Annotated in this window: 21 protein-coding genes; 12 read left to right on the forward strand and 9 right to left on the reverse strand. The window is 71.0% G+C overall.

Annotation, left to right across the window (positions count from 1 at the left end):
• Positions 1–188 precede the first annotated feature (188 nt).
• The 3 genes from ACFC09_RS24360 (at position 189) to ACFC09_RS24370 (ending at position 1,276) form a co-directional block, all read left to right on the forward strand.
• Positions 189–305 carry an SGM_5486 family transporter-associated protein gene (locus tag ACFC09_RS24360; protein WP_376531882.1) on the forward strand — a complete coding sequence of 39 codons (117 nt, stop codon included), beginning with the start codon at positions 189–191 and terminating at the stop codon, positions 303–305.
• Between the two features lie 168 nt (positions 306–473).
• Complete coding sequence (locus ACFC09_RS24365) at positions 474–680, forward strand: hypothetical protein (RefSeq protein WP_376531884.1); 207 nt, start codon at positions 474–476, stop codon at positions 678–680.
• 77 nt (positions 681–757) lie between these two features.
• Positions 758–1,276, forward strand: a complete 519-nt coding sequence (locus ACFC09_RS24370; protein ID WP_376531886.1) for a histidine phosphatase family protein — start codon at positions 758–760, stop codon at positions 1,274–1,276.
• Between the two features lie 259 nt (positions 1,277–1,535).
• Here ACFC09_RS24370 and serB read toward each other — a convergent pair whose 3' ends face one another.
• Together serB and ACFC09_RS24380 are read right to left on the reverse strand one after the other, a co-directional pair.
• Positions 1,536–2,771, reverse strand: coding sequence for a phosphoserine phosphatase SerB (serB, locus tag ACFC09_RS24375; RefSeq protein ID WP_376531888.1), 1,236 nt, complete (start codon positions 2,769–2,771; stop codon positions 1,536–1,538).
• Between the two features lie 713 nt (positions 2,772–3,484).
• Positions 3,485–5,548, reverse strand: coding sequence for a streptophobe family protein (locus ACFC09_RS24380; RefSeq protein ID WP_376531890.1), 2,064 nt, complete (start codon positions 5,546–5,548; stop codon positions 3,485–3,487).
• Between the two features lie 236 nt (positions 5,549–5,784).
• Between ACFC09_RS24380 and ACFC09_RS24385 the strand changes: the two genes are divergently transcribed.
• Positions 5,785–8,265, forward strand: coding sequence for an FHA domain-containing protein (locus ACFC09_RS24385; protein ID WP_376531892.1), 2,481 nt, complete (start codon positions 5,785–5,787; stop codon positions 8,263–8,265).
• 89 nt (positions 8,266–8,354) lie between these two features.
• Here the strand turns inward: ACFC09_RS24385 and ACFC09_RS24390 are convergent, their stop codons facing one another.
• The 3 genes from ACFC09_RS24390 to ACFC09_RS24400 all read right to left on the reverse strand — a co-directional run bounded on the left by ACFC09_RS24390 (position 8,355) and on the right by ACFC09_RS24400 (position 11,323).
• Complete coding sequence (locus ACFC09_RS24390) at positions 8,355–9,074, reverse strand: transglycosylase SLT domain-containing protein (protein WP_376531894.1); 720 nt, start codon at positions 9,072–9,074, stop codon at positions 8,355–8,357.
• 303 nt (positions 9,075–9,377) lie between these two features.
• The gene (locus ACFC09_RS24395) at positions 9,378–10,631 is read right to left on the reverse strand and encodes an S-adenosylmethionine:tRNA ribosyltransferase-isomerase (RefSeq protein WP_376531896.1); all 1,254 of its coding nucleotides are present in this window, start codon (positions 10,629–10,631) and stop codon (positions 9,378–9,380) included.
• On the reverse strand, positions 10,631–11,323 hold the full coding sequence (locus ACFC09_RS24400) for an SDR family NAD(P)-dependent oxidoreductase (RefSeq protein ID WP_376531898.1): 693 nt from the start codon (positions 11,321–11,323) through the stop codon (positions 10,631–10,633). The genes ACFC09_RS24395 and ACFC09_RS24400 overlap by 1 nt, the downstream gene beginning before the upstream one ends.
• 229 nt (positions 11,324–11,552) lie before the next feature.
• Here ACFC09_RS24400 and ACFC09_RS24405 point away from each other — a divergent pair, with 229 nt between their 5' ends.
• From ACFC09_RS24405 to ACFC09_RS24420, 4 genes are all read left to right on the forward strand, one after another.
• Positions 11,553–12,722 carry a GAF domain-containing sensor histidine kinase gene (locus ACFC09_RS24405; protein ID WP_376531900.1) on the forward strand — a complete coding sequence of 390 codons (1,170 nt, stop codon included), beginning with the start codon at positions 11,553–11,555 and terminating at the stop codon, positions 12,720–12,722.
• Positions 12,715–13,356: a response regulator gene (locus tag ACFC09_RS24410; RefSeq protein ID WP_376531902.1), complete on the forward strand. Its 642-nt coding sequence runs from the start codon at positions 12,715–12,717 to the stop codon at positions 13,354–13,356. Before ACFC09_RS24405 ends, ACFC09_RS24410 begins: the two co-directional genes overlap by 8 nt.
• Before the next feature lie 170 nt (positions 13,357–13,526).
• Positions 13,527–13,772 carry a chaplin ChpE gene (gene chpE, locus ACFC09_RS24415; RefSeq protein ID WP_376531904.1) on the forward strand — a complete coding sequence of 82 codons (246 nt, stop codon included), beginning with the start codon at positions 13,527–13,529 and terminating at the stop codon, positions 13,770–13,772.
• A 187-nt stretch (positions 13,773–13,959) separates the two neighbouring features.
• Positions 13,960–14,199 (forward strand): chaplin, encoded by a 240-nt coding sequence (locus ACFC09_RS24420; protein ID WP_376531906.1) that lies wholly within the window; start codon positions 13,960–13,962, stop codon positions 14,197–14,199.
• 402 nt (positions 14,200–14,601) lie between these two features.
• Here ACFC09_RS24420 and ACFC09_RS24425 read toward each other — a convergent pair whose 3' ends face one another.
• On the reverse strand, positions 14,602–15,390 hold the full coding sequence (locus tag ACFC09_RS24425) for a hypothetical protein (RefSeq protein ID WP_376531908.1): 789 nt from the start codon (positions 15,388–15,390) through the stop codon (positions 14,602–14,604).
• A gap of 153 nt (positions 15,391–15,543) precedes the next feature.
• Between ACFC09_RS24425 and ACFC09_RS24430 the strand changes: the two genes are divergently transcribed.
• The 3 genes from ACFC09_RS24430 to ACFC09_RS24440 all read left to right on the forward strand — a co-directional run bounded on the left by ACFC09_RS24430 (position 15,544) and on the right by ACFC09_RS24440 (position 17,906).
• Positions 15,544–16,341: an ABC transporter ATP-binding protein gene (locus ACFC09_RS24430; RefSeq protein WP_376531910.1), complete on the forward strand. Its 798-nt coding sequence runs from the start codon at positions 15,544–15,546 to the stop codon at positions 16,339–16,341.
• A gap of 49 nt (positions 16,342–16,390) precedes the next feature.
• Positions 16,391–16,822, forward strand: coding sequence for an NfeD family protein (locus tag ACFC09_RS24435; protein WP_376531912.1), 432 nt, complete (start codon positions 16,391–16,393; stop codon positions 16,820–16,822).
• A gap of 130 nt (positions 16,823–16,952) precedes the next feature.
• Positions 16,953–17,906 (forward strand): SPFH domain-containing protein, encoded by a 954-nt coding sequence (locus ACFC09_RS24440; RefSeq protein WP_376531914.1) that lies wholly within the window; start codon positions 16,953–16,955, stop codon positions 17,904–17,906.
• 160 nt (positions 17,907–18,066) lie between these two features.
• On the opposite strand, the gene ACFC09_RS24445 is transcribed toward ACFC09_RS24440, so the two are convergent.
• The 3 genes from ACFC09_RS24445 to ACFC09_RS24455 form a co-directional block, all read right to left on the reverse strand.
• Positions 18,067–18,573 carry an HNH endonuclease gene (locus ACFC09_RS24445; protein ID WP_376531917.1) on the reverse strand — a complete coding sequence of 169 codons (507 nt, stop codon included), beginning with the start codon at positions 18,571–18,573 and terminating at the stop codon, positions 18,067–18,069.
• A gap of 168 nt (positions 18,574–18,741) precedes the next feature.
• A complete protein-coding gene (locus ACFC09_RS24450) occupies positions 18,742–19,281 on the reverse strand; it encodes a YbhB/YbcL family Raf kinase inhibitor-like protein (protein WP_376531919.1) in 540 nt (179 codons plus the stop codon).
• 40 nt (positions 19,282–19,321) lie between these two features.
• Positions 19,322–20,104, reverse strand: a complete 783-nt coding sequence (locus ACFC09_RS24455) for a sporulation protein (RefSeq protein ID WP_376531921.1) — start codon at positions 20,102–20,104, stop codon at positions 19,322–19,324.
• 137 nt (positions 20,105–20,241) lie between these two features.
• Here ACFC09_RS24455 and ACFC09_RS24460 point away from each other — a divergent pair, with 137 nt between their 5' ends.
• Positions 20,242–20,883, forward strand: coding sequence for a DNA-3-methyladenine glycosylase (locus tag ACFC09_RS24460; RefSeq protein WP_376531923.1), 642 nt, complete (start codon positions 20,242–20,244; stop codon positions 20,881–20,883).
• Positions 20,884–21,235 lie beyond the last annotated feature (352 nt).

Consider the following 21,235-nt stretch of genomic DNA (forward strand, 5'->3'; position numbering starts at 1 on the left):
TTCGTCCGCCGGCCCGTGCGGACGTCGTCCGGGCGCGGCTCGCTCTCGATCCGGATGCGGCATGCCCGTGATCCGGATGCGGCGCCCTCTCGACGCGAGTGGGGCCGCAGCCCACCGCGACCCGCCCGGAGCGGTCTCCGGGTGCCCCGGCGGCCCGGACGCGCCCCGAGGATGCGAGACTGGGCGGCATGCCCGTGCTCGACCCGAACCCTCAGAACGGCCAGAAGAAGATGCTGATCGTCTTCGGCTCGTTCTTCGCCATCTTCGCGCTCATCGCCATCGTCGCGACCCTCCTGTCCCCCTGATCACATCCCGGCCGCCCGGGGGTGGGGAAAGCCCCCCATCCCCTAGGGGGTGAGTGTCAGGGTGAAGTAGGTGGATCACCGGATGGGTTGGTGCCCGCGGATTGCCTACCTTCGAGATGTGACCGCGCCAGGCGGTCACCGACCACTCGGAGACCAGCGGAGGCGATCATGTCGGCCCGTACGCGCACACAGCCCCGCTCGGCGACCACGGCCGGCGTCGGCATCCGGCTGCCCTGGTGGGCGCTGGCCCTTCCCACGCTCGGTTTCGTCGTCCTGCTGGTGCTGGTCCTGAATCCCTCGGACGCCCAGGCGGCCACCGGTGATCCGGGCGTCACCCACCTCATAGAACGTGTGCAGCAGCTGGTGGCCCGCTAGGCCGGGCGCCCGCAGGCCCGGATGCCGCTGGTCAACTCCCTGCGCCGCACGGTTTGTTTCATGCGAAGCTGGATCTCATGAGCGTCGCAGAACCCCGTAGGATCGTCCTCTTCCGGCATGCGAAAGCCGACTGGCCACAGGTGACCGACCACGAGCGGCCGCTCGCCGAGCGGGGCCGCATGGACGCCGCAGTCGCCGGGCGCAGACTGGCCGACAACGGCCTCTCCTTCGATCTGGCCCTGTGCTCCACCGCGGTCCGGACCCGCGAGACCTGGAAGCTCGCCGTGCAGGAACTTCCGCACCGGCCGAAAACCGTCTACGAGGAGCGGCTCTACGAGGCGTCGCCCGGCGAGATCATCGCCGTGCTCAACGAGGTCCCGGACGACATCCGGACCCTGATCCTGATCGGCCACAACCCGGGTGTGCACGGCCTGGCCGAGATCCTGTCCGGTACCGCCGACGGCGACGCCCATGAGCGGATGGAGCGCCGTGGCTTCCCCGCCGCAGCCTTCGCCGTACTGTCCTTCGACTGCTCGTGGAAGGGCCTGGAGCCGGGGAAGGCGGCGCTGGCGGACTACTGGGCGCCCTCCGAGTGACCGGCTGATCTCCGTCGGCCTCGTCGGGGCCGGCCGGGGTCCGGCACGGGCGGGGGACTCCGTCGGGGGATTCGCTCGGGGAGACGACGCAGTCAGGGTCCGGCGCCGCCACGGTGTCCGGACCCGACAGGACCGGATGGCGCCGCGCACCACCCGGCGGATATGGCGCCGCGCCCTACCCGGCGGGCCCGCCGGGGCCACAGCGCCGCCGGACACGCCGTCGGGTAGTGGTGGGGTGGGGGAGCGCGGTCCGGGGGGGTCAGCTCTCGTCGTGCGGACCCGCCGCGTCGGTCTCGTCGTGGGCGTCCGCCGCCTCGACCTCTTCGCGGGTGATGCCCAGCAGATACAGGACCGTGTCCAGGAAGGGAACGTTCACCGCGGTGTGCGCGGCCTCGCGGACGACCGGCTTGGCGTTGAAGGCGACGCCCAGACCGGCCGCGTTCAGCATGTCCAGGTCATTGGCGCCGTCGCCGATCGCCACCGTCTGGGCGAGCGGTACACCGGCCTCGGCGGCGAACCGGCGCAGCAGCCGCGCCTTGCCCGCCCGGTCGACGACGTCACCTATGACCCGGCCGGTCAGCTTCCCGTCGACGATCTCCAGGGTGTTGGCATGGGCGAAGTCAAGCCCCAGCCGTTCCTTGAGGTCGTCGGTGACCTGGGTGAATCCGCCGGACACCACGCCGACTTGGTAGCCGAGCCGCTTCAGCGTGCGGATCAGGGTCCGCGCGCCCGGCGTCAGCCGCACCTCGCTGCGCACCTTGGACACCACCGAGGCGTCCAGTCCCGCCAGCAGTGCCACCCGCGCGTGCAGTGACTGCTCGAAGTCCAGTTCCCCACGCATGGCGGCGGCCGTCACCTCGGCGACCTGGTCCTCGCAGCCGGCGTGCGCGGCGAAGAGTTCGATCACCTCGTCCTGGATGAGGGTCGAGTCGACGTCCATCACGACCAGCCGCTGGGCCCGCCGGTGCAGGCCCGCGGCGACGACCGCGATGTCGACGCCGAGCACCGCCGCGTCCGAGACCAGGGTGGTGCGCAGCGGCTCGGTCTCCACGCCGGACACCGCGAACTCGACCGCGGTCACCGGGTACTTGGCGAGCCGGAAGATCCGGTCGATGTTGCCGCCGGTCTTCGCGATCCGGGCGGCGACGGCGGCCGTCGACTCGGCGGTGAGCGGATGGCCCAGCACGGTCACCAGGGAGCGGCCGAGGCCGCGCGGCCGGTTGTCGCCGTGCCCGGAGAGTATCTCCGCCTGCATCTTCATCGAGTCGGCCCAGCTGTGCACGGTGGCCCGCAAGGCACCCTCCAGCCCGGCGTCCGGCTCGGTCACGAGCACACAGAGCACGAGCCGGCCACGAGTGACGACCTGCTCGATGTCGACCACGTCGACGCAGAAGGCGGCAAGGGTGTCGAACAGGCCGGCCGTGATACCGGGCCGGTCCTTGCCGAAGATCTTGACGAGGAGGGTGGGGACCTCGGGAGTTCGCGATGCGCTCATGGTCCATCCACCGTATCCGGCACTCCGTGCCTGCTGCCCTTGAGGTCCGGCTGGCGGACACGGAACAGTTGGTGTCGGGTCGGTGTCGCAAGCCTTGCGGGCGGGTCACACCTGATCCTCTTGAGGGTCGCTCCACACGGCTGACCAGTACCGTCGCCGTGGCCTTGAGCCACCGACCCCGTCACCGTCACCGTCACCGTCGCGGTGACACCGCTGTGCGGTCCGACCCGCCGTCGCCGTGCGCCGGCCGCCGGGCTCCTGGCCTCTCCCGGTCCTGGCCTCTCCCGGTCCCGGCCCACTCGTCTCCGCCTTCTCCGGTGGCGGCACCCCCGCTGCTGTCGGCGGCGCCCGTGCTCGGAATGCTCGGACGCCCCGACGACATCATCAGCCGCCACCCCGTCGGGGCCGCAGGCACCCGCGCTCCCACGCCGCGCCGACAGCATCGGGCGGCGGCCCGCCCTGCCAGGACGCCGACGTCACCGAGCCCGGCTCCGCCCTGCCACGAGGTCCACGTCACTGCGTGCCGCCGCCAGGGATCCGTCCGTCCCGTCGACCGGTGCCCGCCCCGGGCACCCCGCCCGCGCGGGCACCGACCCACACGGACGACTGCCCGAAGAAAGCACGGCACCGCGGGCCACCGCGCCGCGCGGGGACCGGCCCCAGCCGTGCGTCGTCGTCTTCACCCACCGTGCCCGTCCTGGAGCCGGCCTGGCTCAGCCACGGCTGCCCGGCCTCCTCGGGGGAGCCGGTGGCGGGGGCGGCGGGGGCGGCGGACCACCGTCGGGTGCCCCCGCCGGCCGGTTCCCCGCGCGCGGTCCGGGACGCTGCCCGGGCGGGCTGCCCGGACGCGGTGGCGGGTCGACCGGCCCGATCATGGTGGCGGCACCGTACACGTCGTCGGGCGGCCGCGGCCCGTCCGGCGGCCGGGATCCGTCCACGGGCCGCGCTCCGCCGGAGGACAGGGGGTCGTTCACGGGCCGGGTGCCGTCCTGCGCCGTTCCGGCCGGTCCACCGGCCCGGCGTGCCCCGGTGATCCCGGGATCCCGCAGTTCGTCCGGCACCTGGAGATACGGGTTGGTATCGGGGTTGGGCGGCCGGTGGGGCGTCCGAGGCGTGTAGGGCCCGGTGCCCTCGCCGGGCGGCCCGTACACCGGCCATCCGCCGTCCGAGCCGCCGTCCGAGCCGCCGTCCGGAGCCGACGGTGCCGCAGCCAGAGCCAATGGTGCCGCGCGCCGGCCGGCGGCACCGACCGCCCACGCCAGCAGCGCACCCGCCGCCCCCGCTCCCGCACCCCAGACGGCGCCCAGGAGCAGGGCCGTGCCGAGCCGTCCGTGCAACTCGATCCCGGCACCGAACGCGTCGAAACCCAACACCGACAGCGAGCCGCCCACGGAGACATCCGCCAGCCAGGCGAGCACGGGCAGCGCCAGCGCGGTCGTCACCCCCAGCCGCAGCGCGCAGCGTCCGGCGAATCCGAGCGCCCCCGGACCGGGCGGGCCGGAACCCGCCGCACCCGGGGAAACCGCGCCGCCCGCACTGCCCGCCTTCTCCGCGTCGCCCGCGGTCGCAGCGCTGCCCACAGCCCCCGTACCGCCCGCACCCCGTGCGCCGCTACCTGCCCGAACGCCTCCCACGACCCCGGTGCCGCCCCGCGTCCCCACCGGCGTACGCACCGCCGTCAGCACCCCGGCCAGCAGCATCATGAGGACCGCCGCCACCCCGAGCAGCCACACCCGGCCGTCCAGGTCGGCCAGTCGCGACAGTGTCACGGGCTGGTCGGGACTCCCGCCGAGAAGCCGGTCCAGCGGATCGGGCAGCAGCGAGGCCAGGGCGCCCGTCGCCTTGCCGTCGAAGGGTACGAACAGCCCGACCGGGACGCCCAGCCACACCCCGTTGGGCGTGCCGAGCAGCGCCGCGCCCGTGATGCGCCCGGGGTGGTCATCGCCGATCGCGGCGAACACCGTCGCCGCGAGACCCGCGACGACGGCCATGACCAGTACACCGGCCAGGGCCGAGACAGCCGGCCTGACCACCCGGTGCACGGCATCGAAGCCACGCGGCAGCGGGGCGCGGCGCGTGGCGAGCAGCGCGATCAGCAGGACGCCCACGACCCAGCCGAGCCCGCCGAGCAGGGTGGGCGCCGTTTCCACCGTGAAACCGACCGCCGCCTTTGCGTCGACCAGATCGCCTATCTTGTCCGGCAGCAGTCCGCCGAGGTCCCCGAGGCCGCCGAGGTCTCCGAGACCAGGGATGCCGACGCCCCCGTCACTCCCGCCGGTGCCGGGCAGTTTGTCGAGTCCGAGCGAACCGCCGTCGATCGTGACGACGTCGTGCCCGGCCCAGGCGAGCGCGCCCAGCAGGGCCACGAACACCACGACCACCGCGCCCGCGCGCGCCAGGAGTTCGGACGGCGCGATCACGGCTCCGGCCGACCGCAGCGACCGCAGGAAGACCCACGACAGCAGGAGGGCGCCCACCAGACTCACGCCCAGTGGCGTGATCTCGACGGCCGTGTGCGCCTGAGCACCCGTCAGCCCGAAAGCAGAGAGATCTCCGGACGGGGAGACCGAACCACCGGCCCCGAGTGCCACAACCGCCGCAGTCATCGGGCCGAGCGAGCCGGCCGAGTCCGCTCCCAGCAGATGCAGACCGAGCGCGGCCGTGCCCGCCATCCCGATCAATGCCCAGCTCACGGCGACTGTCGCGGACAGCAGGACATTTCCCCACGGCACCTTTGTGCCTGGTGGCCCGGTCCTGACTTCCGTGACAGCGCTCATGGCAGACTCCCGATCCGCTGCGCGGCCGGCGGTCGCGCATGCCCCTCGTATGGGAACTCCACTGTCCAGTGCGGCATCGACACCCGTCAACGAAAGATCGATGCACTGCTACGAGCTCGTGACAAGGCCCGTCTTTCGGTCAGGGGCCGAACCTGAAATAGTTCCCCACGCTGTTCGACAACCCTAGACTCCCTGTGAAGTGGGGACATGCGGGGGACAACTCAGTGGGGCATGGAGTGCCGGAACTCGTACTGGAAACAAACGGACGGACCTGGACGCTCGACCCGTCCAAGAGCTACACCCTCGGACGCGATCCGCAGGTGGACATCGTGTTCGACGACGCCAGAGTGTCCTGGCGGCATGCGACGGTCGGTTTCACCGGCCACAGTTGGGTCATCAATGACCACGGCAGTACCAACGGCACCTTCGTGGAGGGCCGGCGGATCCAGCGGACGGAGATCGGTCCGGGCTCGGCCGTGCACCTCGGCAGCGCCGCCGACGGGCCGCTGCTGAGCCTGTCCGGTGCCACGGCCGTGGTCACCCAGCCCGGCCAACAGCCGTACGCGGCACAGGGCGTGGGGGCCGACTGGGCGCGGCAGGCGCCCCCGCCGGAGCGGCAGCAGGCCGACCGACCGCCGTCGATCCCGCGGCAGCAGGGCGAGCGCCCCGGTGCCGGCGCGGGGGAGCCGCCGGTCTACGGGGAGCGTCCCACCACGATCCACCAGCTGGCGCTCGGCCGCGTGATGCGCATCGGCCGCGCACTGGAGAACGACCTGGTAGTCGGCGACCTCCAGGTCTCCCGCAGGCACGCCGAGTTCCACGCGGCGCCCGACGGCCGCACGGAGATCCGCGACCTCGGCTCGCACAACGGCACGTACCTCAACGGCCAGCCGATCGCCAAGGGCAGTTCGGCGCTGCTCGGCCCGAACGACATCGTCGGCGTCGGCCACTCCACCTTCCGGGTCGTCGGCGACCGCCTGGAAGAGTTCGTCGACACCGGTGAGGTCTCCTTCTCGGCGCGCCGTCTGACCGTCACGGTCGACAAGGGCAAGCAGATCCTCAAGGACATCTCCTTCGGCGTCCCGGAGAAGTCCCTGGTCGCGGTCATCGGACCCTCGGGCTCAGGAAAATCGACCCTGCTCAAGGCGCTCACCGGCTACCGGCCCGCCAACCAGGGCGAAGTCCTCTACGACAACCGCAACCTCTACAAGCAGTTCGCCGAGTTGCGCCAGCGCATCGGTCTGGTCCCGCAGGACGACATCCTGCACAAGGAACTGAACGTCGCCAAAGCCCTCAAGTACGCGGCCAAGCTGCGCTTTCCGGCCGACACCACGTCGGCCGAGCGCGAGGCCCGGATCGACGAGGTGCTGCGCGAGCTGAAGCTGGACGTCCACAAGGACAAGAAGGTCACCGCTCTCTCCGGCGGCCAGCGCAAGCGCGTGTCGGTGGCCCTGGAACTGCTCACCAAGCCGTCGTTGATCTTCCTGGACGAGCCGACCTCCGGCCTGGACCCGGGCATGGACCGCGATGTGATGCAGTTGCTGCGCGGTCTCGCCGACGACGGCCGGACGATCCTCGTCGTCACCCACTCCGTGGCCGAGCTGGCCCTGTGCGACAAGCTCCTGGTGATGGCCCCGGGCGGTGCCGTGGCCTACTTCGGGCCGCCCGAGGAGGCCCTGAACTTCTTCGGTTACGACACCTGGGCCGACGTCTTCTCCTCCTTCGAGAACTACCGCGACTACGACTGGGCCGGCCGCTGGAAGGGTTCGGAGCACTACCAGATCTACGCCGCGGACATCGACGCGGTCGCGCCGCAGGACGCCCAGGTGCCGCCGGTGCGGGGGACGAAGGCGTCGAAGCCCAAGGACTGGCTGTCACAGTTCGACACGCTGGTGCGCCGCTACGTCTCCGTGATCGCCTCCGACCGGGGCTTCCTGGCGCTGATGGTGATCCTGCCAGCCGTCCTCGGCGCGGTGAGCATGCTCATCGACGTGGGCAAGGGGCTGCTGCCGTTCCCGCCCGCGCCGAACGGCGAGCTGATCCCCAACAGCACCGCCACCACGGTCCTGTTGATCCTCGCGGTGGGCGCCTGCTTCTCGGGCGCGGCGAACTCCGTCCGTGAGCTGATCAAGGAACGGGTCATCTACGAGCGGGAACGTGCGACCGGCCTGTCACGCTCGGCGTACCTGATGTCCAAGGTGTTCGTGCTGGGGACGATCACCCTGCTGCAGGGCCTGATGATCGGTGTGATCGGCTTCGTGAACCGGGTGATCCCCGGGCAGGGGCTGGTGCTCGGCAGTGCCACGATGATCGAACTGTCGCTCCCGATCATGGCGCTGGGCTTCAGTTCGATGATGTTCGGCCTGATCATCTCCGCGTTGGTGAAGACGTCCGAGAAGACCATGCCGCTGCTGGTGATGTTCGCGATCGTCCAAGTCGTCTTCACGGGCTGTCTGTTCATCCTGCACGGCTCGGTCGGCGTCAACGAGTTCTCGTATCTGATGCCGTCGCGGTGGGCCGTCGCCGCAGCGGGGACCACGCTGGACTTCAACCGGATCAGCCCGCCCACGACGGCGGGGGACACCGATCCGTTGTGGGACCACACGGTCAGTGCCTGGGGCATGGACATGGCCGCGCTGATCGCCCTCGGCGTGATCTGCGGCTTCTTCGTGTCCCGCTTCCTGCGGCGGCACGAGCCGGAGGTCATGCGCAAGTAGGCGCCTGTGGGCCCGGGAACGGGCCGAGGGCGGCACCCGGTCTCCGGGTGCCGCCCTCCGGCGTTTCACGACTGAGGCCCGCGCCTACCTCAGTACGCGCTGTTGACGTTGTCGATCGAACCGTACCGGTGGGCCGCGTAGTTGGCGGCGGCGGTGATGTTGGCGACCGGGTTGTAGATGTTCCAGGACGTGCCCTTGACGTGGTAGGCGCTGAAGGTCGGCGGGATGACCTGGAGCAGCCCCTTCGACGGGACGCCGTTGATGGCGTTGATGTCCCAGTTGTTGATGGCGTTCGGGTTGCCGGAGGACTCCCGCATGATGTTGCGGTGCAGCCCGGAGTAGCTGCCCGGGATGCCCTTGGCCCGCATGATGTCGAGGGACTGCCGGATCCAGCCGTCGAGGTTGTTGCGGTAGGTCCGCACGGAGACCTGCTGGGCGTGGACGCGCTGGACGGACCGGCTCGCGGCGTTCTGGGCGGTGTGCTGCTCGGCGGCTTCCTTCTTCGCCGCGGCGTCGGCCTTCTGGTGCGCGGCGGCGTCGGCCTTCTGGTGGGCGGCGGCGGAGTCCAGCTTGGCGTTCCGGCCGGCGAGCTGGTCGGTGACGCTGCCCTTGACGTTCTGGATCGGCTTGTTGCTGTACGCCACCTGGGCGGCGGAAGCGGGGGCTGCGGTGGTGACCGTCTGCGTACTGGGAGAAACCGCGGTGAAGGCTACGGCGGCGACGCCGATGGCGCTGACGCCGGCGATCGCGATCCTGTGCTGTTTGGTCAGCGCAAGATCGTGACCGCGAATGACGATGTTCTTCGGCATGGCAGATGGACCTCTTCGAATAGCGCGGGAGGTCGCTCACTCGTTCTGCGGAGGAATCGGTTCTTCTCCACATGCACACCGCGGGCGAAGAACCCGCGGTGCTGAGCGACGGCAGCCATTCTTAGCGGTCGCAAAAACCTATGGCAAAGATGTGACGTACGATTCGCGATAGTGGATCGGCTAGGGGCAAATCGGGACAGAATGGACCATCTTTCCCTGTCGGGGTAGTCCTATTTGTCTACTATATTCCTTCGTAAGTGATGTGCGTCCTATGTGCGGCGTCACATGGAGCCGGTGCTACTCTCACCAACAGTTGCTGGAGCAATGCTCTGTGTGAGGGTTCTCCTCCGGGAGGATGAGGTGCACGTCCCCGAACTCATGCCACAGGTAGAGGCGGTTCAGCGCCGCCTCGTAGCCACGGTCGACCGCCGCTCGCCCCGCGATCGCCTCCAGCATCAGCAGGTGCGATGCCTCCGGCTCGTGCAGCCCGGTCAGCAGCCCCTCGACGACCCGCACCCCGCGCTCGGGCGTCACCACCAGATCCGTCCACCCCTCGGCCGCCCGCACCAGCCCGTCCGGCCCCGCCGCCGACTCCAGGGCCCGCACCGCCGTCGTACCGACCGCGATCACCCGGCCGCCACGACCGTCCTGCGGTCCACCGCCGTGACCGTCCGGTCGTCCGCCGTCGTCGACGTCCGGTCGTCCGCCGTCACTGTCAAGCCGTCCGCCACCGCCCTGCGAAGGCATGGCCCCGCGCCCCGCCCGCACCGCGTTGACCAGCCGCGCCGAGGTCCCGGGCACCGCGAACCGCTCCGGGTACGGCGGCTCGTGCGCCTCCGCCGAGGCCACCCCGGTGTGCAGCGTGACCGGCGCGAACAGCACGCCCCGGCTCACCAGCTCCGCCACCACGCCCGCCGTGAAGGGCCGCGCCGCACTCGGCATCTCCGCACTGCCCGTCCCGTCCGGCGTGGGCAACGCGAACACCGTCTGGTAGGCCGACAGCGGCTGGTCCCGGTCCGTGTAGGAGTAACGGATGGGCCGCCCGTACGCGCGCAGCAGCCCGGTGACCTCCGCCCCGGACACCCGCGCCCACCGCAGCCGCACCCCGCGCTCGCTCAGCGGCTCCTCCAGCACCAGCCGGGCACCACCGGGCAGCCGCACCTCCGCCCCCGCGGGCGCGCCCGCCCGCCCGTCCCCACCACCCGGCCGATGACCACTTCGCGCCCCGCTCGGATCCCACGCGCGCGTAGTGCCCCTGCCGTCCGGATCCCGCAGCTCGACCGCCCACCGCCCGTCGTCCCCGCGCGTCGAGAAATGCACCACCACGCGCGCGTGCCCGAGCCGCCCGTCCACCGCCGCGGCCAGCGTCGGCGACGTGTTCACGACCAGCAGGTCACCGGCCCGCAGCAGCCGCGGCAACTCGGCGAACGCGTGATGGGCCACCTCGCGGCCGTGCGACACCAGGAGCCGCACCGCGTCCCGGCCCAGCCCCGGGCCGCGCTGCTCGGCCGGCACCCGCGCGGACAGCTCGTCCGGAATCCGCAGCGCGGACCTCATCACGCCCCCAGCAGGGCCGGCGCGCCGTACCGGCCGCTCGCCGGCCGCCGCTCCAGCAGCCGCAGGAAGGCCGGCGCCACCTGGTCCGGCGCGGGCCGCGGACCGTCGTCGTCCGGTACGGCCGCCGCGTACAGGTCCGTCGCCATGTCCCCGGGATCCACCGCCCACACCCGCAGCCCCGGCTCCTCCTCGCCCAGTACCGCCGCGAGCTGGTCCAGCGCGGCCTTCGAGGCCCCGTAGCCGCCCCACGTCGGATACGCCTCGGCCGCCGCGTCCGAACTGACCACGATCACCGCGCCCGCCGCCGACTCCCGCAACAGCGGCAGCGCCTCCTGGACCAGCCCGAGCGCCGCGACCGCGTTCACCTCCAATGCCCGGCGCAAACCCGCCAGAGGCAGCTCGGCCAGTCGCACCAGCGGCTCGGCACCCAGCGCGCTCGCATTGCTCACCAGCAGATCGACCCCGCCCAGGGCACGCGCGACAGTCACCAGTTCGGCCCGGTGCCCGGCATCCGTGACATCCCCGGGCCGGGCCTCAACGCGCGTACCGTGCGCGGCGACCTCCCGCGCCGCCCGTGCGAGGTCCGCCTCGCCCCGCGCGTCCAGCACCAGGTCCCAGCCGCGGGCGGCCAGCGCCCCGGCGAGCGCCCGCCCCAGCCCCTTCGACGCGCCCGTGATGATCGCTACCGGCATGACAACCGTCCCCTCGGTCCCGCCCGCCGCCGCCCGGCGAGCGGCTCCCACCGTAGGAACGGCACCCTCCGCGGCGCCTCGGGCGCGGGCCGCAGCCCACCGGGTCCCTTCGGCCTACGCCGCCGGGCCGGGCCCCCGGACCTACCCCGGCGGGCCTAGGCCCAGCGGCGTAGGGCGGGCGGTCACAGGTCCGATCCACGCTGTCGCACCCCGCCGGTACCGTGAGGACATGAGTCAAGGCCCCCGGTCCGGCCTCGCCGCCGTCAGCTCCGCGCTGCTGGCCATGAGCAGGCATCTTGAGGTGCGCGACGTCCTCAAGACGATCGTCGCCTCGGCCCGCGAACTGCTCGACGCGAAGTACGCCGCCCTCGGCGTCCCCGACGATCACGGCGGCTTCGCCCAGTTCGTGGTCGACGGCGTCACCGACGCCCAGTGGAAAGCCATCGGCCCGCTCCCGCGCCAGCACGGCATCCTGGCCGCGATGCTGCACGAGGCCACCCCGGTGCGCCTCGCGGACGTCCGCAAGGACCCGCGCTTCGAGGGCTGGCCGACCGCCCACCCCGAGCTGTCCGACTTCCTCGGCCTGCCGATCCGCGACGGGGACGAGGTCCTCGGCGCGCTGTTCCTCGCCAACAAGCGGCGTCCCCAGAAAGGACCGCCGCACAGCGACGGGCACGACCGGGGACGCGGTTTCACCCAGGAGGACGAGGAACTGCTGGCCATCCTCGCCCAGCACGCCGCGATCGCCCTCACCAACGCCCGCCTCTACGAACGCAGCCGCGAACTGACCATCGCCGAGGAGCGCTCCCGGCTCGCCCACGAACTGCACGACGCGGTCAGTCAGAAGCTCTTCTCGCTGCGCCTGACCGCCCAGGCGGCGGCCGCGCTCGTCGACCGCGACCCGCTGCGCGCCAAGGGTGAGCTGCAACAGGTGGCCGCGCTCGCCGCGGAGGCGGTCGACGAACTGCGCGCAGCCGTCGTCGAACTGCGCCCCGCGGCCCTCGACGAGGACGGCCTGGTCGCCACCCTGCGCACCCAGATCCAGGTCCTCGACCGCGCCCACACCGCGCGCGTGACGTTCGCGAGCACCGGCTTCCGCGCCCTGCCCGCCGCGCAGGAGGAGGCCCTGCTGCGGGTCGCCCAGGAGGCCCTGCACAACGCCCTGCGGCACTCCGGAGGCGCGCACGTCGCCGTGACCGTGGACCGGCGCGGCTGCGGAGCCGTGCTGCGCGTCACCGACGACGGCGGCGGCTTCGACCCCGGATCCGTGCACCGCGCGGGGCGTCACCTGGGCCTGGTCTCCATGCGCGACCGGGCGAGCGGCGTCGGCGGCACGCTGACGGTGGAATCGGCGCCCGGCAAGGGCACCACGATCGAGCTGGAGGTCCCCGGTGGCTGACGCAATCAGAGTGCTGCTCGTGGACGACCACCAGGTCGTCCGCCGCGGCCTGCGCACCTTCCTCGAAGTGCAGGACGACATCGAGGTCGTGGGCGAGGCCGCCGACGGCGCCGAAGGGGTCGCCCGCGTCGAGGAGCTGCGCCCCGACGTCGTCCTGATGGACGTCAAGATGCCTGGCCTGGACGGCATCGACGCGCTGCGCCGGCTCCGGGAACTGGGCAACCCCGCGCGCGTGCTGATCGTCACCAGCTTCACCGAGCAGCGCACGGTGGTCCCGGCCCTGCGCGCCGGCGCCGCCGGATACGTCTACAAGGACGTGGACCCCGACGCGCTCGCCGGCGCCATCCGCTCCGTGCACGCCGGCCACGTCCTGCTCCAGCCGGAGGTGGCCGGCGCGCTGCTCTCCCAGGAGGAGGCCAACTCCGGCCAGGGCCGCGGCGGTTCGCTCACCGACCGGGAACGCGAGGTGCTGGGCCTGATAGCCGACGGCCGCTCCAACCGGGAGATCGCACGCGCCCTGGTCCTGTCCGAGAAGACCGTCAAGACACACGTCTCGAACATCCTGATGAAACTGGACCTCGCGGACCGCACCCAGGCCGCCCTGTGGGCCGTTCGACACGGCGTGACCGGCTGAAACGCCGGCCACGCCCCAAGGCCCCCAGTAGCCCGGAAGGTTCCCTTCCGGACTGAGATTCATACCGTCGTGGGAATGTCACCCGGATGGCGCACCCTCGGCGCGGCTCCGGCGTTCTCCTTGCATGCCGCGGCGACTTGCCGCGGTGATCGCCAAGGAGGGCTTTAGAAGTGAAGAACCTGAAGAAGGCAGCGGCCGTGACGATGGTGGCGGGTGGCCTGGTGGCCGCCGGCGCCGGGATGGCCTCCGCCACCGACGGCTCGGCGGCCGGCGGCAAGGCCGAGCACTCCCCGGGCGTCGTCTCCGGGAACGTCATCCAGGCCCCCGTGCACATCCCGGTGAACGCGGTCGGCAACAGTGTGAACGTCATCGGTGTGCTGAACCCCGCCTTCGGCAACCTCGGCCTCAACCACTGACGCTCCGCCGTACGGCGACAGCGATCTCCGGCCTTCCGGGTACCCCCGGGAGGCCGGTCCGCTTTTCGTCCCAATGGTCCGATCAGGCTGTCGATCGTGCGGTTCCGTACCGCCCGGACCCCTCCGGCGTTGATCAGAACGCGACCCACGCCGGGTCGGATACGCACACGCAGGAGGAAAGTTTTCTATGAACATCGCCAAGAAGGCCGCCGTAGCCATGACCGTCGCCGGTATCGCCACGGGCGCTTCGGCGGTCGCGGCCTTCGCCGACTCGGGGGCCTCGGGTGCCGCCGCGCACTCCCCGGGTGTCGCCTCGGGCAACGTGGTCGAGATCCCCGTGCACGTCCCGGTGAACGCCGTCGGTGACAGCATCAACGTGGTCGGTCTGCTGAACCCGGCGTTCGGCAACCAGGCCGACAACGACTGAACGGACTGAACCGAGCGGACCGACCAGGGCCCCGTCGGCCGACGACGGTCGCGAGCGGGGCCCGTCGACCGGACCGCACACAGCGGACGGCCGCCCGGCCGCAGCCGACCGCCGTCCGCGGACCGTCCGGCTGGCCCAGCCAGCCGGACGTACCGCCGAACGAAACGGACGGGCCGAGCCGCCGGGGCGAAACAGCCGGTCAGGCGGACCAGCGGACCAACCGAACCAGTTGATCAGTCGGACCGGCGAACCGGCAGAACCGGCCCACCGGGCAGAACGCCCGCCGCACCGGGCAGGAGCCCCGAGGATGCGGCCCGCAGCGGCCGGGGCCCCGGTGCGGGCCGCCGGTCACCGCAGGCCGCATCCCTCGCCCGTCGTTCTCCCCGCCCGGGGCTCCCCGCGCTACCGCACCCCGCGCTCCCGCTCCTCCACAACGGAGTTGTACGCCGCGACCTGCGCACGCCGGGCCGTCCGCTCCACCGGACGCAGCGCGTCGCCCCGTGCCGCCATCTCCGACGCGCTGACCGCCCCGCCGTGTCCATTCTCACAGGCCAGCGACACCAGCAGAGCGACCCGCTGCGCCAGTTCCAGCACCCGTACCGCCCGCGGCGGGTACCCCGGCGCCAGCACCTCACGCCCCCGCTCGGCACGCGCCCGGTAGGCGTCGATCGCCGCCTCGGCCACCGGGCCCGAACCGGCGACGTCCAGCCGGGACAGCGCGCCCGTCGCCTCCCGCAGCGCCTCCGCCAGCTCCCGCTCCGCCTCACCCAGCGACGGCACGTCGGCGGGCGGCGCCTCCCGCACCGGCAGACAGCGCCAGATCACCTCGACATGGACATCGCCGTCCGGCCCCGCCTCGTACACCTCGGGCACCAACCCGAACGCGGCGCCCTGACACACGACCGCCTCCTCGGCCTCCAACGCCCGCGCGTTGAACTCGGGCGGTCCGCTCAGCCCCAACGGATGTCCGGGCTGCGGCAGGGCCACCCGCAGGCCCGTCGCCCCCAGCGTCCGCAGCCGCCCCAGCCCGAGCGTGAGGCCGACCGGCGCCGGCTCGCCCGGCAGCCCCTCCAACCGGTGCACCGCGTCCTCGCCCACGATGGCGTCCACAGCGTCATCCGGCGCGACAAGTCCGGCCAAAAGGGCATTTCCCCAAGCGGCGAGGCGTCCTGAACGTGGTTCCGAGAGCATGCCCCCACCCTAAGGACAGGACCGATGGAATGGACCGCGGCACCGGTGGCGTAGATTTTCGTAGGGGCTGCGCCCACCGGCGCGGCGGACCGAGCCACTGGTGACCGCGACAGCGCCGAGACCGGCCACAATGCAAGGGGAGACTACGCGCTCATGAGCGATGTTCTGGAACTTCAGGACGTATCGGTGGTCCGTGAGGGCCGGGCCCTGCTGGACCAGGTCTCCTGGTCGGTCAAGGAAGGCGAGCGCTGGGTCATCCTCGGCCCCAACGGCGCCGGCAAGACCACCCTGCTGAACGTCGCCTCCAGCTACCTCTTCCCCAGCAGCGGCACCGCGAGCATCCTCGGCGAGACCCTCGGAAAGCCCGGCACGGACGTCTTCGAACTGCGCCCGCGCATCGGTGTGGCCGGCGTCGCCATGACCGAGAAGCTCCCCAAGCGCCAGACCGTCCTCCAGACCGTGCTGACCGCCGCCTACGGCATGACGGCCCACTGGCAGGAGGACTACGAGGAGGTCGACGAGCAGCGCGCCCGCGCCTTCCTGGACCGCCTCGGCATGAGCGACTACCTCGACCGGAAGTTCGGCACCCTCTCCGAGGGCGAGCGCAAGCGCACCCTGATCGCCCGCGCCCTGATGACCGACCCCGAACTCCTCCTCCTCGACGAGCCCGCCGCGGGGCTCGACCTCGGCGGCCGCGAGGACCTGGTCCGCCGCCTCGGCCGGCTCGCCCGCGACCCCATCGCCCCCTCCATGATCATGGTCACCCACCATGTCGAGGAGATCGCCCCCGGCTTCACCCACGTCCTCATGATCCGCCAGGGCAAGGTCCTGGCCGCCGGACCGCTGGAGCTGGAACTGACCTCCCGCAACCTCTCCCGCTGCTTCGGCCTTCCGCTCGTCGTCGAGCAGGTCGGCGAGCGCTGGACCGCCCAGGGCCTGCCGCTGTCCTGACCCCCTTTGCACCCTGTCCGTGGCAGGACCGCGGCTCTACCATGACCACGTGGACAACATCGACGCATGGGTCTGGTGGCTGATCGGGGCGGCGGCGCTCGGTATCCCGCTCGTGATCACCGCGATGCCGGAGTTCGGCATGCTCGCGGTGGGCGCCATCGCCGCGGCGGTGCTCGCCGGCCTCGGCTTCGACGTCGTGATCCAGGTGCTCGCCTTCCTCATCGTCTCGGTCGCCCTCATCGCCGTCGTACGGCCCATCGCGGCCCGGCACAGCCGGCAGCGCCCCGAACTCCGCACCGGCGTGGACGCCTTGAAGGGCAAGCAGGCCGTCGTACTGGAACGCGTCGACGGCGCCGGCGGACGGATCAAGCTCGCCGGAGAGATCTGGTCGGCGCGCGCGCTCGACGCCGGCCAGGCGTACGAAGTGGGACAGGAAGTGGACGTCGTGGAGATCGAGGGGGCCACGGCGATCGTCATCTGACCTCGCGGCACCCAACTGCATGGAACAGGCCACGAGTTGTCCGGCAGTCTGCCAGACTCGACCAGCAAGATCTTCAACAACATAAGATCTTCCGAAAGCGCCGAGGCGGAGAAGGGTACAGGAAGCGACGATGGAACCGGTCATCATCGTCTTGATCATTCTGGTGGTGTTGGTCTTCATCGCCCTGATCAAGACGATCCAAGTCATCCCACAGGCCAGCGCGGCCATCGTCGAGCGCTTCGGCCGCTACACGCGAACGCTGAACGCGGGCCTCAACATCGTCGTCCCGTTCATCGACACCATCCGCAACCGCATCGACCTGCGTGAACAGGTCGTCCCGTTCCCGCCGCAGCCGGTGATCACCCAGGACAACCTGGTCGTGAACATCGACACCGTCATCTACTACCAGGTGACCGACGCACGGGCCGCCACCTACGAGGTCGCCAGCTACATCCAGGCCATCGAACAGCTCACCGTCACCACGCTGCGCAACATCATCGGTGGCATGGACCTGGAACGCACCCTGACCTCCCGTGAGGAGATCAACGCGGCCCTGCGCGGCGTCCTCGACGAGGCCACCGGCAAGTGGGGCATCCGTGTCAACCGCGTGGAACTGAAGGCCATCGAGCCGCCGACCTCCATCCAGGACTCGATGGAGAAGCAGATGCGCGCCGACCGTGACAAGCGCGCGGCGATCCTCACCGCGGAAGGCACCCGCCAGGCCGCCATCCTCACCGCCGAGGGTGAGAAGCAGTCCCAGATCCTGCGCGCGGAAGGCGAGGCGAAGGCCGCCGCCCTGCGCGCCGAAGGTGAGGCCCAGGCCGTCCGCACCGTGTTCGAGGCGATCCACGCCGGCGACCCGGACCAGAAGCTCCTGTCCTACCAGTACCTCCAGATGCTCCCGAAGATCGCCGAGGGCGACGCCAACAAGCTCTGGATCGTCCCGAGCGAGATCGGCGACGCCCTCAAGGGCCTGTCCGGCGCCATGGGTAACTTCGGCCCGCTGGCGGGCGGTCCAGGAGGCGGCGGCTCGCCGGGCAACGGCGCGAAGACGGAGCGCCGGGAGAAGCCCCAGATCGACTGACGCCCACAGCCACGACGACGCGAGGTTCCCCGCACCCCTCGAAGGGCGCGGGGAACCCCGCGTTTCGGCCGCGCACGACCGGCAGACGGCCGGACAGCGAGATGGCCGGACAGCGAGACGGGTGGGCGGCGAGACGGCCCGAGCCCGGCGGGGGCGTCCGCTAGGCCGCGTCCCGCGCCAGCCACTCCGGAAGCGCCTCGAACTCCTCGGCCCCCAGCGCGAGCAGCATCGCATCGGCCGGCGTCGGCTCGAACGGCTCCCGCAGCAGCGCCATCCCCGCCTGATCCGGAGTCCGGTCGGCCTTACGGTGATTGTCCTCGGCGCACGAGGCCACCGTGTTCAGCCAGGTGTCCTGCCCGCCCCGCGACCGCGGCATCACGTGGTCCACGGTCGTCGCCCGCCGCCCGCAGTAGGCGCAGCGGTGCCGGTCCCGCACCAGCACTCCGCGCCTCGACCACGGCGCCTGTCTCCGGAAGGGCACCCGTACGTACCTGCACAGTCTGATCACCCGAGGCGCAGGTATGTCCACATCGGCGCCCCGCATGCGCAGTTCGGGGTGGGCCTGCTCGACCACGGCCTTGTCCTGGAGCACCAGCACGACGGCTCGGTTCAGCGTCACCGTCGACAGCGGCTCGAAGCTCGCGTTGAGCACCAGCGTGTCCCGCATCCAGCCCACCTCCCGTGCGCACCGCCCACCCCCCGGCGGGCGTGGATCAACTCTGGACGGGCACGCCGAGATGGACAACGCAATAAAAATGCCCGCCCCCGATCACTTCCAGGACCGGGGGCGGGCAAACGTTCCGTGAACGCTCGGCTTGTTCGGCGGTGAGCCGGATCAGCCCTCCGGGGGGTTCTCGTACTCACCCACGAGCTGGGCGCGCGCGGTGGTGTGGAACCGCAGATTGAAGCCGACGACGGCGGGGGAGACGTCGGAGTCCGGACCGAGCTTCTCCTGGTCCACCGCGTACACCGTGAAGACGTACCGGTGCGGGCCGTCCCCGGGCGGCGGCGCGGCGCCACCGAAGTCCTTCGTCCCGTAGTCGTTGCGCACCTGCACCGCACCCTCGGGCAGACCCGCGAAGTCGCCGCTGCCCGCGCCGGCGGGCAGCTCGGTCACCGAGACCGGGATGTCGAACACGGTCCAGTGCCAGAACCCGCTGCCCGTCGGCGCGTCCGGGTCGTAGCACGTCACGGCGAAGCTCTTGGTCCCGGGCGGGAAGCCCTCCCACCGCAGCTGCGGTGAGGTGTTGCCGGCCGCGTAGACCTGAGCGTCCTTGAGCGTCACACCCTCCTGGACGTCCTCGCTCGTCACCGTGAACGACGGCACGGGCGGGTGGAAGTCATGGGGGAGCGGCCGCCGCTTGAGCTCGGACACCTCGGTACCTCCTGATCCGTTCCTGCAGAGGAACCCGAGCCTAGAACCAGTTCCGCCTGCTCCCGACCTCGGCCAGCCACTGATTGAGATACGCCGCCCAATCGGTCCCGTGGAAGTCGTGCAGCCCCACCTGGAAGGACCGGAAGGTGTCGCTGCCCTCGGTGAACAGTCCGCCCTTCTTGTCCATTTCGAGGATGACGTCCATGCCGTGCCCGTCGGCCACGAAGCTCAGCTCGACCTGGTTCAGCCCGTGGTACTGCGTCGGCGGGTGGAACTCGATCTCCTGGTAGAACGGCAGCTGCTGCCGCGTACCGCGGATGTGACCGCGCTCCATGTCCGCGTTCTTGAAACGGAATCCCAGCTGGATGAACGCGTCCAGGATCGCCTTCTGCGCCGGCATCGGGTGCACGTTGACCGGGTCGAGGTCGCCCGAGTCCACCGCGCGGGCGATCTCCAGCTCGGTCGTCACCCCGATGTGCATCCCGCGCAGTGCCTGCCCGTCGATCATCGTGATCGGCGTCTCCCAGGGGATCTCAAGACCGAACGGCACCGCGTGCACGGCCCCGGCCTGCAACTCGAACGCGCCACCGAGCCGCACCTTGGCGAACTCGATGTTCTGCTTGTACTCCTGGTCACCGCTCTCCACCTCGACCTGCGCCTGCAGGCCGACGCACAGCCCCTGAATGTCCTGGTTCACGGATCCGCCCTGAATCCGCACTTCACCCTGGACGACGCCGCCCGGCACGACGTTTTCCTCGGTGAGCACGGTCTCGACCGAAGCCCCGCCGGCCCCCAGACTCGCGAGCAGCTTCCTGAACGCCATGACTCTCCCTTTACGAACGGACCCTTGATCCCTACAAACGCGATCCGGGCACAGCCGGTTCCGCGCCACACCTTGGCAACCGGGGCATCCTTTGACCACCCCTTGGGGCGCACCCGACTGGACTAGGCTCGTACCCCATGATCGTGCCCCCGGACCGTACGCCGCTCCCCAGGAGCTTCTTCGATCGCCCGGTGCTGGAGGTGGCTCCGGACCTTGTCGGGCGCATCCTGGTGCGGACGACCCCGGACGGCCCGATCGCGGTGCGCCTGACAGAGGTCGAGGCGTACGACGGCCCGAACGACCCGGGCTCGCACGCCTATCGCGGTCGTACCCCCCGCAACGACGTGATGTTCGGCCCGCCCGGTCACGTGTACGTCTACTTCACCTACGGCATGTGGTACTGCATGAACCTCGTCTGCGGCCCCGTGGGGAAGGCGAGTGCCGTGCTGCTCCGCGCGGGCGAGGTCGTCGAGGGCGTCGAGCTGGCACGTAAACGTCGACTATCGGCCCGAAATGACAAAGAACTGGCCAAAGGGCCGGCCCGCCTGGCCACGGCACTGGGCGTGGACCGCGCCCTGGACGGCACGGACGCCTGCGCCTCGGGCGAGACACCGCTGCGAGTGGCGACCGGTACTCCCGTCCCTTCCGACCAGGTACGCAGCGGCCCTCGCACCGGGGTCTCCGGTGACGGCGGCGTCCACCCGTGGCGCTTCTGGATCGCCAACGATCCGACGGTGAGCCCCTATCGGGCCCATGTCCCCAGGCGCCGCTCAAGTTGACGCGTCCCTGGAGGGTGCGTAATGTAGCCCGAGCCGCTTGAACCGGGTACGGCATTCGCCAGCAGCCGGAAGCGGCCAACCCACTACTGCGACACCCCTCAGCGAGGGCTAATTCAGCATGTATTCATGCCTGAATTCTGGAACTCGCAAAGCTCGATTATGGGCTACCGAGGGAATCGGCTAAAGTAGTGAATGTCGAAAGGCCCCGCCGACCGGGAATCAGACGCCGAAAGGATCTGATAGAGTCGGAACCGCTCGAAAGGGAAACGCGAGAGCGGGACCCCGGAAAGCACCGAGGAAATCGGATCGAGAAAAGGTCTGATAGAGTCGGAAACACCGAAGGGAAGCGCCC

This window comes from Streptomyces sp. NPDC056161 (assembly GCF_042268025.1).
Classification (GTDB): domain Bacteria; phylum Actinomycetota; class Actinomycetes; order Streptomycetales; family Streptomycetaceae; genus Streptomyces.